11 protein-coding genes and 2 pseudogenes are annotated in these 15,293 nt (G+C 61.8%); 5 read left to right on the forward strand and 8 right to left on the reverse strand.

Translation table 11 applies throughout. The features are described 5' to 3' along the window. Positions 1-5 precede the first annotated feature (5 nt). Positions 6-722, reverse strand: coding sequence for a carbonic anhydrase (locus OU419_RS00470; RefSeq protein WP_254469785.1), 717 nt, complete (start codon positions 720-722; stop codon positions 6-8). A 391-nt stretch (positions 723-1,113) separates the two neighbouring features. Between OU419_RS00470 and OU419_RS00475 the strand changes: the two genes are divergently transcribed. Continuing rightward, complete coding sequence (locus OU419_RS00475; protein WP_254469786.1) at positions 1,114-2,124, forward strand: hypothetical protein; 1,011 nt, start codon at positions 1,114-1,116, stop codon at positions 2,122-2,124. Position 2,125: 1 nt separating this feature from the next. Here OU419_RS00475 and OU419_RS00480 read toward each other — a convergent pair. The 3 genes and pseudogenes from OU419_RS00480 to OU419_RS00490 all read right to left on the reverse strand — a co-directional run. Continuing rightward, positions 2,126-2,959, reverse strand: a pseudogene (locus tag OU419_RS00480) (PA0069 family radical SAM protein); the annotation flags it as partial. A gap of 462 nt (positions 2,960-3,421) precedes the next feature. Continuing rightward, positions 3,422-4,792 carry an IS1182 family transposase gene (locus tag OU419_RS00485; RefSeq protein WP_045734341.1) on the reverse strand — a complete coding sequence of 457 codons (1,371 nt, stop codon included), beginning with the start codon at positions 4,790-4,792 and terminating at the stop codon, positions 3,422-3,424. A gap of 130 nt (positions 4,793-4,922) precedes the next feature. Further along, the gene (locus OU419_RS00490; protein ID WP_125853905.1) at positions 4,923-5,480 is read right to left on the reverse strand and encodes a TetR/AcrR family transcriptional regulator; all 558 of its coding nucleotides are present in this window, start codon (positions 5,478-5,480) and stop codon (positions 4,923-4,925) included. Positions 5,481-5,659: 179 nt separating this feature from the next. Here OU419_RS00490 and tmexC point away from each other — a divergent pair, with 179 nt between their 5' ends. From tmexC to OU419_RS00510, 4 genes and pseudogenes are all read left to right on the forward strand, one after another. Then, entirely contained in the window at positions 5,660-6,823 is a 1,164-nt protein-coding gene (tmexC, locus tag OU419_RS00495) for a multidrug efflux RND transporter periplasmic adaptor subunit TMexC (RefSeq protein ID WP_037009368.1), read from the forward strand. 15 nt (positions 6,824-6,838) lie between these two features. Beyond that, on the forward strand, positions 6,839-9,973 hold the full coding sequence (locus tag OU419_RS00500) for a multidrug efflux RND transporter permease subunit TMexD2 (protein WP_027591160.1): 3,135 nt from the start codon (positions 6,839-6,841) through the stop codon (positions 9,971-9,973). A gap of 4 nt (positions 9,974-9,977) precedes the next feature. Then, positions 9,978-11,411, forward strand: a complete 1,434-nt coding sequence (locus tag OU419_RS00505) for a multidrug efflux transporter outer membrane subunit TOprJ1 (RefSeq protein ID WP_003152694.1) — start codon at positions 9,978-9,980, stop codon at positions 11,409-11,411. Between the two features lie 429 nt (positions 11,412-11,840). Next, positions 11,841-12,803: pseudogene (locus OU419_RS00510) on the forward strand (DUF4113 domain-containing protein); the annotation flags it as partial. 520 nt (positions 12,804-13,323) lie between these two features. On the opposite strand, the gene OU419_RS00515 reads toward OU419_RS00510, so the two are convergent. The 4 genes from OU419_RS00515 to OU419_RS00530 all read right to left on the reverse strand — a co-directional run bounded on the left by OU419_RS00515 (position 13,324) and on the right by OU419_RS00530 (position 15,285). Then, entirely contained in the window at positions 13,324-13,605 is a 282-nt protein-coding gene (locus OU419_RS00515) for a hypothetical protein (RefSeq protein ID WP_121369340.1), read from the reverse strand. A gap of 339 nt (positions 13,606-13,944) precedes the next feature. Next, a complete protein-coding gene (locus tag OU419_RS00520; RefSeq protein WP_121369338.1) occupies positions 13,945-14,178 on the reverse strand; it encodes a hypothetical protein in 234 nt (77 codons plus the stop codon). A gap of 226 nt (positions 14,179-14,404) precedes the next feature. Continuing rightward, the gene (locus tag OU419_RS00525) at positions 14,405-15,007 is read right to left on the reverse strand and encodes a DUF6088 family protein (RefSeq protein WP_254469787.1); all 603 of its coding nucleotides are present in this window, start codon (positions 15,005-15,007) and stop codon (positions 14,405-14,407) included. Positions 15,008-15,021: 14 nt separating this feature from the next. Beyond that, on the reverse strand, positions 15,022-15,285 hold the full coding sequence (locus OU419_RS00530; RefSeq protein ID WP_254469788.1) for a BPSL0761 family protein: 264 nt from the start codon (positions 15,283-15,285) through the stop codon (positions 15,022-15,024). Between the last annotated feature and the right edge of the window lie 8 nt (positions 15,286-15,293).

Raw genomic sequence — 15,293 nt, forward strand, 5'->3', positions numbered from 1 at the left:
CCCGATCAGCTCGACGAATAGCGCGGACGCGGCGTGGCCATCGGAATCGGGCCCTTGCCGTCGAGCGGGCGGAAGCGGCCTTCGCCGGCGTCGTATGCCTTGATCTCGCTGGTCTCGATGTCATAGACCCAGCCGTGGATGAACAACTGGCCGCTGGCCAGGCGCGCGGCGACGGACGGGTGGGTCTTCAGGTGGTCGAGCTGGGCGACCACGTTCTCCTCGGTCAGGATGCCCAGGTGCTCGTGGGTGGCGCAGCCGCAAGTCTGCGCCACCACGGTGCGGGCGACCTCGGCATGGCGCAGCCAGGCCTTGACGGTCGGCATGCTTTCCAGGGTCTGCGGGTTCAGCACGGCTTTCATCGCACCGCAGTCGGAGTGGCCGCAGACGATGATGTGCTGCACACCCAGCGCCATGACCGCGAACTCGATGGCGGTCGAGACACCGCCGTTCATCTGGCCGTACGGCGGCACCACGTTACCGACGTTGCGGGTCACGAACAGGTCGCCTGGCGAACTGTGGGTAATCAGTTCGGGAACGATGCGCGAATCGGCACAGGTGATGAACATCGCACGCGGGTTCTGCGCGTGGGCCAGCTTCTTGAACAACTCTTCCTGCTGCGGGAAGACCTCCTGGCGGAAGTGCTGGAAGCCGTCGACGATTCGACGCAGCGCTTCGTCCGCGCTTTCGTGGGTCTGATCTTCACCGTGAGTTTTATCGTTCATGTATCAGCCTCGAAGAATGACGAAGAATTTTCTCATGCTTGCCGACGATCTCCCCGGGGAGAAAAGACACAGGCTCGGGAAAAAAAACCGGTGCAGCGTGTAGTCATCTCCACCCGGGCAGCAGGCGGCGAAGAGTAAAGCAAAATCGAAAAACTGCTCTGGGATGAGATTTTGCAGGATGTTTGGCCGAGGATCGAAGCCTGTTCGCGCAGCGGCCTGCGGTGATCCGGCAGCATTCTGCTAGCGCGAAGTCGGCAATGTGTAGATATTAGGCAATGTGACATCATCCGAAGCGGCCCAACCAACTATCGGATCGTCGGCCCTCACGCCTGGTCAGGATGACATGCGCGGCTCATCGATACCGGCCCAACCCAAGCACAAGGAAGTGAGCATGCAAGACATCTACAAGATGGCCGGAATCACGGCTGCCCATGCGGTGTACAGCGTCTGCGACGGCGAGCTGCTGATCCCCATCTACGGCTACCTGAGCGAAGACGGCAAGATCCGCATGGTCCGGCTGGCGCACGATACCGGCGAGGAAGCCATGCAGGCGGCGCAGCAGATGTATGAGGAAAACCCTCATCAGGCGCTGGGTGCGGCCCTGATACTGGATGGCTTCGTGACTCTCAAGGATGTCGGCAAGGTCGACGCGCTGCTGCTCAGGATCATTTCCTACGCCGAGCCGCGCCGCGTCATGGAGCTGGCCATTCCCTACCGTCACGCCCACAGCGCGGAAGGTTTTGCCGTGTTCAAGCCCAAGGTTACGGGCGTGACCGGCATTACCCAGGAAGAACTGCAGCCGCTGATCGACGCCTTTTACGCCGGCCGCGACGAGCATGCCGAAGGCAGCGCTGTATGGAAGGCCAGCCAGCAGGCCCAGATCACCGGGATGACCGGTTTCGCCGGTTTCCCCGGCGACGAATGGCGGCAACTGCGCGAGGCGCCGGTGGCGGTGTTCTGCATGGTCGCCAGCGCCGACGGCAAGATCGACGCGAAGGAAGCCGAGGCGTTCGGCAAGCTGTTCAAGGAATCCGGCAAGTACCCCAGCGTGCTGATGCAGCGCGTGATGGCCGAACTGAGCCCGGACACGCCCCAGGGGCGCGACGTGCTGATGAACTTCCTGCAGCGTTTCATCACGCCCGACCAGTTCAACCGCGTGCAGTACTTCGCCCGCATCAACAGCCTGCTGGCGCAGCGCGCCAGCGAGGGCGACGCCGCGGCCTTCAAGGCCGACCTGCTGGCCTTCGGCAAGGCGGTGGCGGAGTCTTCCGGCGGCTTCTTCGGCTTCGGCAGCAAGATCAGCAAGGACGAGAAGAAGGTGCTGGAGGTCATCGACGGCCTGCTCAGCTCGCCGCCGGAACTCAGCCAACTGATGGCCGACCTGGTGGCGCCGGCGCAGTAATTCAGAACAGGCTCATCTGGCTGCGCGGCGGCGCGAACGCCGTGCAGTCCAGGCCAAAGCTGCCGCGCCGGTTCAGGCCCAGGCGGCGCATCGCGACCTCGAAGCGCTTGGCCAGCAGGTCGGCGAACGGGCCTTCTCCGCGAAAACGATGGCCGAAGCGGCTGTCGTGGATTTCCCCGCCGCGCAGTTGGCGGATCAGGCTCATCACATGGTTGGCCCTTTGCGGATAGTGGGCAGCCAGCCATTCCTCAAACAGCGGCCCGACTTCCCGCGGCAGGCGCAGCATCATATAGCTGGCGCTCTGCGCGCCCGCTTCGTGCGCCGCTTCCAGCAAGGTTTCCAGCTCGCGGTCGTTGATCATCGGGATCATCGGCGAGCACAGCACACCTACCGGAATATGCTGCTCGCGCATCACCCGGATGGCGCGCAGGCGAGCCGATGGCGCCGCCGCGCGAGGTTCGAGGATGCGCTTGAGCTCATCGTCCAGGGTGGTGAGGCTGATCATCACCCCCACCAGGTTGTGCCGGGCCATTTCGCTCAGCAGATCTAGGTCGCGCAGGATCAGCGAGCCCTTGGTCACGATGGTCACCGGGTGGCGGAAGCGCAGCAGCACTTCGAGAATCTGCCGGGTCAGGCGCTGCTGGCGCTCGATCGGCTGGTAGGGGTCGGTGTTGGCGCCCAGGTTGATCGGTGCGCAGACATAGCCGGGCTTGCTCAGTTCCTGCTCCAGCACGGCGGCTGCGTTGGTCTTGGCGATCAGGCGGGTTTCGAAGTCCAGCCCCGGCGACAGGTCCCAGTAGGCGTGGCTGGGTCGCGCATAGCAATAGATGCAGCCTGTCCTTATCCATTAAGTCAACCCCTAGACACCGATGTGTGAAGGTATCACCAGGGAGAGGTAGAAATACCGGGTCTAACAGAAATGAATCGCATCCGCGGCGTGACCTAGGGCCAACGGGCTCATCGGCATTGGCTGCCCAGCTAACAGCAGATGTCGGCTCCTTAACAAGCCTCGACCAGAGCCGAACCTGCCACTACGTCATAGGTTTATGGCTGCAGGTAGTGAATCTTCCCAGCTTTTGAGACACACGATGCCACTTTTGGCTGGAAGTTCCAGGTAGTAGCAGGCCGGAATCGGCCGATTCTGTTGAAAAAGTAGGTTCAGCGGCAGCCGGCCGGCCAGGTGTGCCTGCTGCCGAAGTGGCTGCAAGCCACTTCAAGTTGCCTTTCGGCGCTTCACTGAGCGTCCTTGCTCAGGCTTGAGGGTTAATTCGAGAGTTTCTGCTCACGGCAGGCGTACCTATCCCGTGAGTGGTGGCCCTTGAGGCAAAAGCTTGGCCATGCGGCGCAGGTTCTGCACCATCGCAGCCAAGGTGAATTCGTCAGTTGCACCCGTCAGGCCACGTAGTCGCAAGCGGTCGAGTTTCATGATCCGTTTGAGGTGGGCGAAAAGCATCTCCACCTTCTTCCGTTCGCAACGAGAAACGAGGTATTCCGGTGTCTTGGCGATGCGTCGGGCCACGTCGCGGGCAGCCTCATGGATGCTACGGACGATCTTCCGATTCGGCGTGTTGGGGCAGCACTTCGCTTTCAACGAGCAGGTAGCGCAGTCGGTTTGGCTGGAGCGGTAGATGATGGTGTTGGCTTTGGTCACCCGCGATCTTTTCTGGGTGAAAACGCGCCATTCACTGCGTAGTGGTTTGCCGGCTGGGCATCGATATTCATTGGCTTCCTGATTCCAGTGGAAGTCGTTACTTGAGAGGCTGTTGTCCTTGCGCTCGGTCTTGTCCCACACGGGCACATGCGGCTCGATATCCTTCTCTTCGACCATCCAGGCCAGCATCGGAGCCGTGCCATAGGCTGTATCGCCAATGAGGCGTTCCGGTGTGAGGTCGAACTGCGCTTCGACACGCTCGACCATCGTCCTGGTCGAATCGACTTCGGCGGTACGGTGCGCCGGGGTCGCCTCCACATCCATGATCACGCCGTGCTCAGTGTCGATCAGGTAGTTCGTGGAGTAGGCAAAGAATGCGGGGCCACCTGGCGCTGCTGTCCAACGGGACTGAGGATCGGTGAGCGAAATTTTCTTGGGGAGAGCTTCAGCCAGCGCCTCTTCATCAAGAGCTTCGAGGTACTCGCGCACGGCACGGCTGCTCAGGGCTGGATCGCGCCAATCGACTTCATCTCCCGCCACCCCACGTTGCCGGCTGGCATCCGCTTTGATGATGCTGGCGTCGACGGCGAAACCTTCACCCTTTACCAGGCCGGCCGCCATGCAACGCCGCAGCACCTCATTGAACAACCAGCGGAACAGATCGCTGTCACGAAAACGTCCATGGCGATTCTTCGAGAAGGTTGAGTGGTTGGGTACTTCGTCTTCCAGACCCAGCCGGCAGAACCAGCGATAGGCCAGGTTCAGGTGCACCTCTTCGCACAATTGCCGCTCGGAACGAATGCCATAGCAGTAGCCGACGACCAGCATGCGCACCATCAATTCCGGGTCAATCGAGGGGCGTCCGATGGGGCTATAGAAATCGGCCAGGTAGGCGCGCAGGTCACTGAGATCCAAGCAGTGATCGATGCTGCGCAGGAGGTGTTGGGCCGGGACGTGATCTTCAAGATTGAACGAGTAGAACAGGCGCTGTTGTCCTCCCGGTAACTGTCCCATCATGCTGTTCGCCCCCACGCTCGCTGACAGAGCAATTTTGCCAACGGCATGGGAAGGTCGCTACTTTTTCAACAGAATCGGCCAAAAACGGACACCGCCAACCCGTTGGAAAAAAACTGAGCGTTGCTTTCCGTTAAGTTTGGTAGTTGCAAGCCCCGTTCAGGAAGAATTGCTCGATCAACGCCGCCATACCTGCGCGTGCGATACGGCCGCGGCGCTCGGCGTCTACCAGGCCGAAGATCAAGGAGGAGAAGATTTCGGTAAGCGCCGGGGCACCGATATCGATACGGAATACGCCCAGTTTTTGCCCGCGTAGAAAGAACTCGTCCAGCGTTTCTGAGTAAGGCAGCCATCGGCAGCCGCCTGCATCTAAATCAAACGTGTCCGGGCGCCACTGAAATGAGAGGAAAACCAACAACTCCCTGTGAGTCAAATGGCCTTCGATCAGGCGATGCAATGCGTCCAAGGGCGCCGACTCAAGATCGGTATCGGCAATGACCCGATAAATAACCACCGAACCATGATCCAGAAGCATCTCGATCAGGTTGTCGCGGGTGCCGCAAAACCTGTTTAGCGTCGCCTTGCTGACTCCCGCTGCCTGGGCTATTTCTTTGAACGTGGCTCGCGGGTGGTCAACGATGGCGATCGCCAGGGCCTTCAGCAATTTCTCATCGGCAGCAGTTAAATCCATCGGTCACTCTTTATCTATCGCAGGCAGATGCGGGTATTTTGCCTAGAACACTCATTTTTCTCAAAGAGGATACTAGCTTTGTTCACACCAAAATCAAATGAGTCAATATTGACTCATTTGATTTTGGTGTGGATCATGCGCGGCTTCGACTACGTACTGGCTTCGTGCTTGGGTGAGATATGAACAAATTTCGCGAGTGGATCACTTTTTCCGTGATCTCCTGTTTGGTCGCCGTGACCCTGGTTGGCTGCGACAAGCCCGAAGAGCAAGGGGAGGAGGCGCCGGCGCGTGAAGTCGATGTGCTCAGCGTGCAGACCGAGCCCTTCACCGTGGTTGCCGAGCTACCAGGACGCATCGAGCCGGTGCGTGTCGCCGAGGTGCGCGCGCGGGTGGCGGGGATCGTGCTCAAGCGCACCTTTGAGGAAGGGGCCGACGTGAAGGCCGGCGACGTGCTGTTCCAGATCGACCCTGCGCCGTTCAAAGCGGCCCTGTCGCGGGCGCAGGGTGAACTGGCCCGCGCCGAGGCGCAGTTGTTCCAGGCCCAGGCGATGGTTCGCCGATACGAGCCGCTGGTGAAGATCAACGCCGTCAGCCAGCAGGATTTCGACAACGCCAAGGCCGCTCTGCAGAGTGCCCAGGCCGACAAGCGATCGGCCCAGGCCAATGTCGAAACCGCCCGCCTGGACCTGGGCTATGCCGAGGTTCGCGCACCCATTGCCGGACGCATCGGCCGAGCCCAGGTCACCGAAGGGGCGCTGGTAGGCCAGGGTGAGGCGACTCTGCTAGCGCGTATCCAGCAACTTGATCCGGTGTACGCCGACTTCACCCAGCCGGCTGCCGACGCCCTGCGCCTGCGCGCGGCCATCGCCGAGGGCAAGGTTGCCGGCGCTAGCGACCAGCCGTTGTCGCTGCGCGTCGATGGTACCGATATCGAGAGCAAGGGCACGCTGCTGTTCACTGATATCTCGGTGGATCGCAGCACCGGGCAAATCGCCCTGCGAGGGCAGTTCGACAACCCCGAGGGCGTGTTGCTGCCGGGTATGTACGTGCGTGTGCGCACGCCGCAGGGGCTCAACCAGAACGCCATCCTGGTGCCGCAACGTGCCGTGCAGCGTTCGGCTGACGGTCAGGCCAGCGTGATGCTGCTGGGGCAGGGCGATACCGTCGAGGCGCGCCAGGTCACCACCGGTGCCATGCAGGGCTCGCGCTGGCAGATCAGCGAGGGCCTGCAGGTCGGCGACAAGGTGATCACCAGCTCGCTGGCGGCTATCCGTCCGGGCGCCAAGGTCATCCCCCGCGAGCAAGATGCCGCCGAAGCCGCTCCACAGTCCCAGGCGCAGTAAGCCGGAGAACCTCTCATGTCCCTGTTTTTCATCCGGCGCCCCAATTTCGCCTGGGTAGTCGCCCTGTTCATCTCGCTGGGTGGCCTGCTGGCCATCCCGTTCCTGCCGGTGGCGCAGTACCCCAACGTGGCGCCGCCGCAGATCACCGTGACCGCCACCTATCCCGGCGCTTCGGCGCAGGTGCTCACCGACTCGGTGACCAGCGTCATCGAGGAAGAACTCAACGGCGCCAAGAACCTGCTGTACTTCGAGTCCACCAGCAACGCCAACGGCATCGCCGAGATCACCGTCACCTTCCAGCCAGGGACCGACCCCGAACTGGCCCAGGTTGACGTGCAGAACCGTCTGAAGAAGGCCGAGGCACGTATGCCGCAGGCCGTGCTGACCCTCGGCATCCAGACCGAGCAGGCCACCGCCGGCTTCCTGCTGATCTATGCGCTGAGCTACACCGATGGCGACAAGGACGCCAACGTCACGGCGCTGGCCGATTACGCCGCGCGCAACATCAACAACGAAATCCGTCGCGTGAACGGCGTCGGCAAGCTGCAGTTCTTCGCCTCCGAGGCGGCCATGCGCGTGTGGATCGATCCGCAGAAGCTGGTCGGCTACGGCCTGTCCATCGATGACGTGAACAACGCGATCCGCGCGCAGAACGTGCAGGTGCCGGCCGGTGCCTTCGGCAGCACGCCGGGTTCCAGCGAGCAGGAGCTGACGGCGACCCTGGCGGTCAAGGGCACCCTGGACAACCCGCAGGAATTCGCCGCCATCGTGCTGCGTGCCAACCAGGACGGCTCGCGCCTGACCCTGGGCGACGTGGCACGCATCGAGGTCGGCAGCCAGGACTACAACTTCGGCTCGCGCCAGGACGGCAAGCCCGCCGTTGCCGCCGCCGTGCAGCTGTCGCCCGGTGCCAACGCGATCCAGACCGCCGAGGCGGTCAAGCAGCGTCTGACCGAGCTGTCGGCCAACTTCCCGGACAACGTCGAGTTCTCCGTGCCGTACGACACCTCGCGCTTCGTCGACGTGGCCATCGACAAGGTCATCATGACCCTCATCGAGGCCATGGTGCTGGTGTTCCTGGTGATGTTCCTGTTCCTGCAGAACGTGCGCTACACCCTGATCCCGTCCATCGTCGTGCCGGTGTGTCTGCTTGGTACCCTGACCTTCATGTACCTGCTGGGCTTCTCGGTGAACATGATGACCATGTTCGGCATGGTGCTGGCCATCGGCATCTTGGTGGACGACGCCATCGTGGTGGTGGAGAACGTCGAGCGGATCATGGCCGAGGAAGGCCTGGCGCCGGTGCCGGCGACCATCAAGGCGATGGGGCAGGTGTCCGGGGCGATCATCGGTATCACCCTGGTGCTGTCGGCGGTGTTCCTGCCGCTGGCCTTCATGGCCGGCTCGGTGGGGGTGATCTACCAGCAGTTCTCGCTGTCGCTGGCGGTGTCGATCCTGTTCTCGGGCTTTCTTGCGCTGACCTTCACCCCGGCGCTGTGTGCCACGCTGCTCAAACCGATCCCCGAGGGCCATCACGAGAAGACCGGTTTCTTCGGCTGGTTCAACCGCAAGTTCACCGCCCTGACCGGCCGCTACACCAAACTCAACGGCAAGCTGGTGCCGCGCGCCGGGCGGGTGATGTTCATCTACCTGGGCGTGGTGGTGCTGATGGGTTTCTTCTACCTGCGCCTGCCGGAATCCTTCGTGCCGGTGGAAGACCAGGGCTACATGATCGTCGACATCCAGTTGCCGCCAGGCGCTACCCGTGAGCGCACCTCGGCCACGGGTGAGGAGCTGGAAGAGTTTCTGATGGCCCGCGAGGCCGTGCAGACGTCCTTTCTGGTCCTCGGCTTCAGCTTCTCCGGCATGGGTGAGAACGCGGCCATTGCCTTCCCGCTGCTCAAGGACTGGTCCGAGCGAGATTCTTCGCAGTCGCCGGAAGCCGAGTCGGCTGCGGTCAACCAGCACTTCGCCAACCTCGATGACGGCGCGATCATGGCGGTGCCGCCACCGCCGGTCGAAGGCCTGGGCAACTCGGGTGGTTTCGCCCTGCGCCTGCAGGACCGCGCCGGCCTTGGCCGCGATGCCCTGTTGGCAGCGCGCGATGAAGTGCTGGGCAAGGTCAACGGCAATCCGAAGTTCCTCTACGCCATGATGGAAGGTCTGGCCGAGGCGCCGCAGCTGCGCCTGGTGATCGACCGTGAGCAGGCCCGCACGCTGGGTGTCAGCTTCGAAGCGATCAGCAGCGCGCTGTCCACTGCGTTCGGCTCGTCGGTGATCAACGACTTCGCCAACGCCGGCCGCCAGCAGCGCGTGGTGGTACAGGCCGAACAGGCCGAGCGCATGACGCCGGAAAGCGTCCTGCGCCTGCATGTGCCCAACGACAGCGGCAGCCTGGTACCGCTGAGTGCTTTCGTCACCACGAGCTGGGAGGAAGGCCCGGTGCAGGTCGCGCGTTACAACGGTTACCCGTCGATCCGCATTGCCGGTGACGCCGCGCCCGGCGTGAGCACTGGCGAGGCGATGCTCGAACTGGAGCGCATCGCTGCCGAGCTGCCCGAAGGTATCGGCTACGAGTGGACCGGGCTTTCGTATCAGGAGCGGGTCGCCAGCGGCCAGGCGACGATGCTGTTCGCGCTGGCCATCACCGTGGTGTTCCTGCTGCTGGTGGCGCTCTACGAGAGCTGGGCGATCCCGCTGACGGTGATGCTGATCGTGCCGGTCGGCGCACTCGGCGCGGTACTGGCGGTGACTGCCATCGGCCTGCCCAACGACGTGTACTTCAAGGTCGGCCTGATCACCGTGATCGGCCTGGCGGCGAAGAACGCCATTCTCATCGTCGAGTTCGCCAAGGACCTGTGGGAAGACGGCTACTCGCTGCGCGATGCCGCTGTCGAAGCCGCGCGCCTGCGTTTCCGCCCGATCATCATGACCTCCATGGCGTTCATGCTCGGCGTGGTGCCGCTGGCCATCGCCACTGGCGCCGGCGCTGCGAGCCAGCGCGCACTGGGCACCGGGGTGCTGGGCGGGATGCTCAGCGCGACCATGCTCGGGGTGATCTTCGTGCCGATCTTCTTCGTCTGGGTGCTGTCGCTGCTGCGCACCAAACCTCAGCAAACCGACAACCATCCCCTGCATAAAGCGGAGTAATGCGATGACCTCTCACTTCATGCTCCGTCGCGCTCTGCTGCCCCTGGCCATCGCCGCCCTGGCGGGGTGTTCGCTGGCCCCGACCTACGAGCGCCCGCAGGCACCGGTCGCGTCGCACTGGCAAGCCGCCGACGCGGAGGGCGCCCGTGCCCAGGCGCTGGACTGGCAGACCTTCATCGTCGATGCCGACTTGCGCCGCGCGGTGGATACGGCGCTGAGCAACAACCGCAGCCTGCGCCAGGCGCTGCTGGATATCGAAGCTGCGCGTGCCCAGTACCGCATCCAGCGTGCTGATCGCCTGCCTTCGATCAACGCCAATGCCAGCGGCAACCGCCAGCGCCTGCCTGCCGATCTGTCGCAGACCGGGCGCTCGGAAGTGACCAGCAACTATCAGGTCGGCCTCGGCCTCGCGGAGTACGAAGTCGACCTGTTCGGCCGCGTGCGCAACCTCTCCGAGGCCGCGCTGGAGACCTACCTGGCGACCGAGGAGGCGACCCGTGCCACGCAGATCAGCCTGGTTGCCGAGGTCATCCAGGCCTACCTGACCCGCGATGGTGCGCTACGCCGCATGGCCCTGGTCGAACAAACCCTGGACAGCCGCATGGCCTCGCTGGAGCTGGTCAGCCAGCGCCGTGCAGCGGGGGCCGCCACCGCCCTGGATTACCAGGAAGCGGTCGGCCTTGCCGAACAGGCTAGGGCCGAGCGCGAGAGCACCGAACGCCAGTTACGCCAGGCGGACAACGCCCTGGTCCTGTTGCTCGGCACGCCAGATGCCGCTCGCCTGCTGCCCGCGACGCCCCGCGACGACCTGATGGTGCTGCAGGACATCGCCCCCGGCACCAGCTCGGAACTGATCGAACGGCGCCCGGACATTCTCGCCAGCGAGCACCGCCTCAAGGCGCGCAATGCCGATATCGGTGCAGCTCGCGCCGCGTTCTTTCCCCGGATCAGCCTGACCGGTTCGGTGGGCAGCTCCAGTGCCGAGTTGTCCGGATTGTTCGATGGCGGCTCGCGGGCCTGGAGCTTTGCCCCGACGCTGTCGCTGCCGATCTTCGCCGGTGGCCGCAACCGCGCCAACCTGGACCTCGCCGAAGTGCGCCAGGACGCGGCGGTGGCCGACTACGAAGGCACCATCCAGACCGCCTTCCGCGAAGTGGCCGATGCCCTGGCCGCCACCGACACCCTGCGCCGCGAGGAGGCTGCCCGCCAGGCTCTGGCCGGTTCCAGCGAGGCTGCGATGGCCCTGGCTAAGGCGCGTTACGAGGGCGGCGTGGACGACTACCTGCGTTATCTTGACGCCCAGCGCAGCACCTTTAGCAACCAGACCACACTAATTCAAATCAGCACGGAACGGCAGATTGCGCTGGTTGACCTGTTCAGGTCTCTGGGCGGTGGCTGGGGCCAAACTGAACCGATGGCCGGGATCGGCGCTGAGTGAGCAAAGCCAGGAGTCCTGCATCCGAAGACCGGACTCTGGCTCCATCACCGGTGAGCTACTGGTCATCGACGGGGCAATCGTCTGATCGAGAATAAGACTGTCTGACGACTGGCAGGCCTATGGATTATTGGTGGCAGCAGCTAACGGCTCTATAAAGAGCTGCAAAAAATCACTGTAACGCATGATTGACTGACTGCTTCTGGCCGGTTTCTGCCTGTTGCGTCTCTGCTGCCCACTGGCCAAGTCGGATGCACGCGGTGGTCAGTACCAATGCAATTGACTGGTCAAATGGGTGCAATTGCGCAGGTATGGACTTCAAGCCCCAATTTCCTGGAAAAGAGGTTCTTTCTATGGACATCCGACATCAGAGATTGAGTAGCGGAATGTCTGAGCTGAAGTCATGTCCATGGCTGTTCTTCTTTCCTTTACGTTGATGAGGCGTTTGCCGACCTGAGCGGTATGCCCGGCAGTCTGGAGAGGCTAGGCCGGGAAATGCGTGCCCGGGTGCTGCGCTGCACGGGTATCCCGGTGGGGGTGGGCATTGCCCAGACCAAGACCCTGGCCAAGCTGGCCAATCGTGCGGCGAAGCAATGGCAGCGGCAGACCGGTGGGGTCGTGGACATCCGCCAGCCCGCCAAGCGCGACAAGCTGCTGAAGGTGATGGAGGTCAGCGAGGTCTGGGGCATCGGCCGGCAGCTGACCGCCCACCTGGCCGAGATGAACATTCGTACGGCCTGGGATCTTGCCCAGGCCGACGCCTGGACACTGCGCAGCAAGTTCTCGGTGGTGGTGGAGAAGACCGCCCGTGAGCTGCGTGGCACATCCTGCCTGGCGCTCGAGGAGCAAGCAGCGCCGAAGCAAGAGATCTGCTGCAGCCGGATGTTCGGCAAACGCCTGCATGAGCTGCCGCCGATCCGCGAAGCGCTGGCCACCTACGCGGCGCGGGCCTGTGAAAAGCTGCGTGCGCAGCACTCCCTGTGCAAGAAGGTGCGGGTCAGCATCCGCACCGGCATGTTCAACCCGGACGAGCCGAAATTCGCCAAGGGCATTATCTGCGAGTTGCCCTATCCGACCGACGATACCCGGCTGATAACCAAGGCTGCCAGCGCGGGGCTGGAACTGATCTACCGGGCCGGCTTTGCCTTCAGCAAGGCGGAGATCCTGTTGATCGATCTGCGTCAGCGTGGCGAGTTCACCGACGACCTGTTCGTCGCCACACCGCCAGTGACGGCCGAGCGGCTGATGGGCGTGATGGATGCGATCAATGCGCGCTGGGGACGGGGAACCATGCGCCCGGCAGGGGTGCCGGCGCAGCCGGACTGGGGCATGCGCCGGGAGATGATGAGCCCGAGCTATACGACGCGGCTTGATCAGTTATGGCGGGTAACCTAAGCGCTTGAGGCGGCCTACCCTGGAAGAGACAGGTGTCCTCCAAGAGCAGCCTGAGTGCGAACTGATTCGCTCTAGTTGATTCAGACGTTCATTGCCCCAGAACAATCAGCGAGGCTGGACTGACTGGAGGCGGTTGCGGCTCTATGATGAAACCTGCCTGATATCCAACACGACCCAGACCTCATACCCTTTCTCCCGAGCCGCTTTCTCGGCCTCAAGTTGGGCAGTGAGTGTACTGATGGAGCGAGAGCGGTGCTCGAAGCGGAATGGCGAGCCACCGTTCTTGCGCACGCTCAATTCAACGAGCGTGAAGGTGGAGTGCTGTTTGGGTCTTGGCCGCTTCGATTCTGATGGAGCGAGATCAAGACCGAGTGCACGCCGCATCTCGACTTCAGTGAGCTTTGTGTCAGTCAAGCTAGATCCCTAGACGATTGCCGGTGACGCCATTGTAGCGAGGAGTCTTGATGACATGGCCTGAGTTTGATGCTGGCGAGCCAATAACCTCATCTCTGCGATATGGCTACGAATCGCCAAAGTAGTCATAACGGGCGACTAGTCCGAATGGGCGTTCCTCGCAAGGCTGCTCATCGCTGAACAGATTCTGCGTGCGGCGCTCCTGCTTCAAAAACGCTAGTGCCGCGAAAAAGCAACTTTCGCATAGATTGACTCGATAGCGTTCGCCATCATGCCCTGCGCCATAGGCCCAGAGCGCCTGGAGCGTCCCGAACTGCTCGCCGTATCCCGGCACCCTCGTAGTGGTAGCGCATACATCGCAAATGGTGTCTTTATGGGGCTCTGTCATCGGGCAGTCCTCGTTTTCGCAGCCGTCGAGAATAACCGGGGCACTGTGCAACGAAGCGCTTTTTGCCAATTTGTCAGCGCCGCTGCGTCAGCTCAAGCATGGCCTGGTGTGCCATGCCAGCGGTGGATATGGCAGGCCTTCGACAACTGAACTGGGCTATCCAAAGGAGGATTCAAAAGCAGCTGCGCTGATATGCTTATCAACAGCTGCTGATGCAGAAATCCGCAATCCGACTGGGACAATTTTCCATCAGCGCCAACACTTAAAGCTGTCCAACGACGACCTGTGCCATGACTCGTAACGCGACGAGTGTCCGGAGATGCGGTTGGCGTTGGTTCGTCATGGTTGTCCGCTGCACGTTTCTTGCGTTGCCGGCGGCGACCACTCCATTCCCTCTTCGAGGATCGGATGGCTTTCGCTCACGACGATCAACGGTTTGTTCCGATTCACCAGCGCGAACATGGCGATGGAGCCTTCGACATCCGCCACCGGCACCTCCCCCTGTGGGTCAAGCCTGCCAACCCAGACATATTGCCGGGTCTCCAAACATGCAAGGTAATACGAAATACCCATGTTTCCTCCGAATTCGAATCAAGTCTTTTGCTGTGCCAATCCGGAACGGGAGGCAGTACTGCCGCAAACATCAAATGTTACCGCCAATGCATTTTTGACCCAGGTGCCGACGCTATTCTGACCCAACCCAGCAGTCTGAAAGCGAAATTCTACAACTCGTTTGGTGCTCGAAACTGGGTCAATGAAATTCCGGCATGTGGGTGGAAAATGCACCGGCGGCAACAGGTCATGTCAGCTCCAACGCTATACGCATCCATTTCGGCATTTTGCAGGCCATCAATATATTTAGATCTTCAGCTCTGAGCGCTTTTTTGATCGCGGCAATGCACTCCGGGGTCGAGCCGTCTTTACCGAGATAAAATAGTGCGCTGATAGCCGTCCCTACCTCGGTCCCGGCACGCTGCATGACCATTGGTGCCGCATGTACCAACCGGACCTCAGCCTTCCCCATAAAAAATGATCGGCTGGGTCCGCTGGTGTAATAGATCGGAATGAGCGGCATCTGGGTGCTCAGTCCAAACAACCTGACCGCATGAGCGCCATGAATCTGTAGAACATGGCGGTTCTGCCTAGCGATCAAGCTCACTACTTCCCATACATTTGGGCGAACCCGTGCAACGTATCGACTGGATTTCGGGCGCATGTAAATTCCTCGATGCACCCGTTCAAGTTCGCCTTGGCTGACCAGCCGAGCTACTGCCTTGGATATGGCGCCACGCGCTCCAAGCTCCGCAAAGCGGCAGATGCAGAAGGGTTGCCCTTTGGGTAAGCGCTTGACCCGTTGCGCAATGCGGGTGGATACCGGCAGAGCAAAATCAGTGCTGGACATTGCGGCTCTCATTTCTATCGCGTGAAGTCCAATGACGAGCTGAACAGCGGCTGATGGAAAGCGATCACCCGCCGTCGATATTCATCATCTGGTGCATCGCTCACCAGGCACTCTTCAAGGCGCCCCAACGAGAGGATTTGGTCGGCCGACGGATAGTGCCTAAGCAGGCTTTTCGCATAGCTGCGGATATCCTGGGGCAGTTCAGTGTCGCGAGAGAGCTCTCGCAGGAATTCTTCGGTCTTGATGACGCTGCGGGTTCTTTCGCAGGGAAGGGTCAATGCGGTTA

The sequence above is a fragment of the Pseudomonas triclosanedens genome, assembly GCF_026686735.1.
GTDB lineage: Bacteria > Pseudomonadota > Gammaproteobacteria > Pseudomonadales > Pseudomonadaceae > Pseudomonas > Pseudomonas triclosanedens.

Bases quoted from the DNA above. Each gene is read 5' to 3' on its own strand.
- OU419_RS00520 (WP_121369338.1), bottom strand. From the start codon at position 14,178: ATGGGTATTTCGTATTACCTTGCATGTTTGGAGACCCGGCAATATGTC.
- OU419_RS00490 (WP_125853905.1), bottom strand. From the start codon at position 5,480: ATGGATTTAACTGCTGCCGATGAGAAATTGCTGAAGGCCCTGGCGATC.
- OU419_RS00515 (WP_121369340.1), bottom strand. From the start codon at position 13,605: ATGACAGAGCCCCATAAAGACACCATTTGCGATGTATGCGCTACCACT.
- OU419_RS00505 (WP_003152694.1), top strand. From the start codon at position 9,978: ATGACCTCTCACTTCATGCTCCGTCGCGCTCTGCTGCCCCTGGCCATC.
- OU419_RS00485 (WP_045734341.1), bottom strand. From the start codon at position 4,792: ATGATGGGACAGTTACCGGGAGGACAACAGCGCCTGTTCTACTCGTTC.
- OU419_RS00470 (WP_254469785.1), bottom strand. From the start codon at position 722: ATGAACGATAAAACTCACGGTGAAGATCAGACCCACGAAAGCGCGGAC.
- OU419_RS00525 (WP_254469787.1), bottom strand. From the start codon at position 15,007: ATGTCCAGCACTGATTTTGCTCTGCCGGTATCCACCCGCATTGCGCAA.
- tmexC (WP_037009368.1), top strand. From the start codon at position 5,660: ATGAACAAATTTCGCGAGTGGATCACTTTTTCCGTGATCTCCTGTTTG.
- OU419_RS00475 (WP_254469786.1), top strand. From the start codon at position 1,114: ATGCAAGACATCTACAAGATGGCCGGAATCACGGCTGCCCATGCGGTG.
- OU419_RS00500 (WP_027591160.1), top strand. From the start codon at position 6,839: ATGTCCCTGTTTTTCATCCGGCGCCCCAATTTCGCCTGGGTAGTCGCC.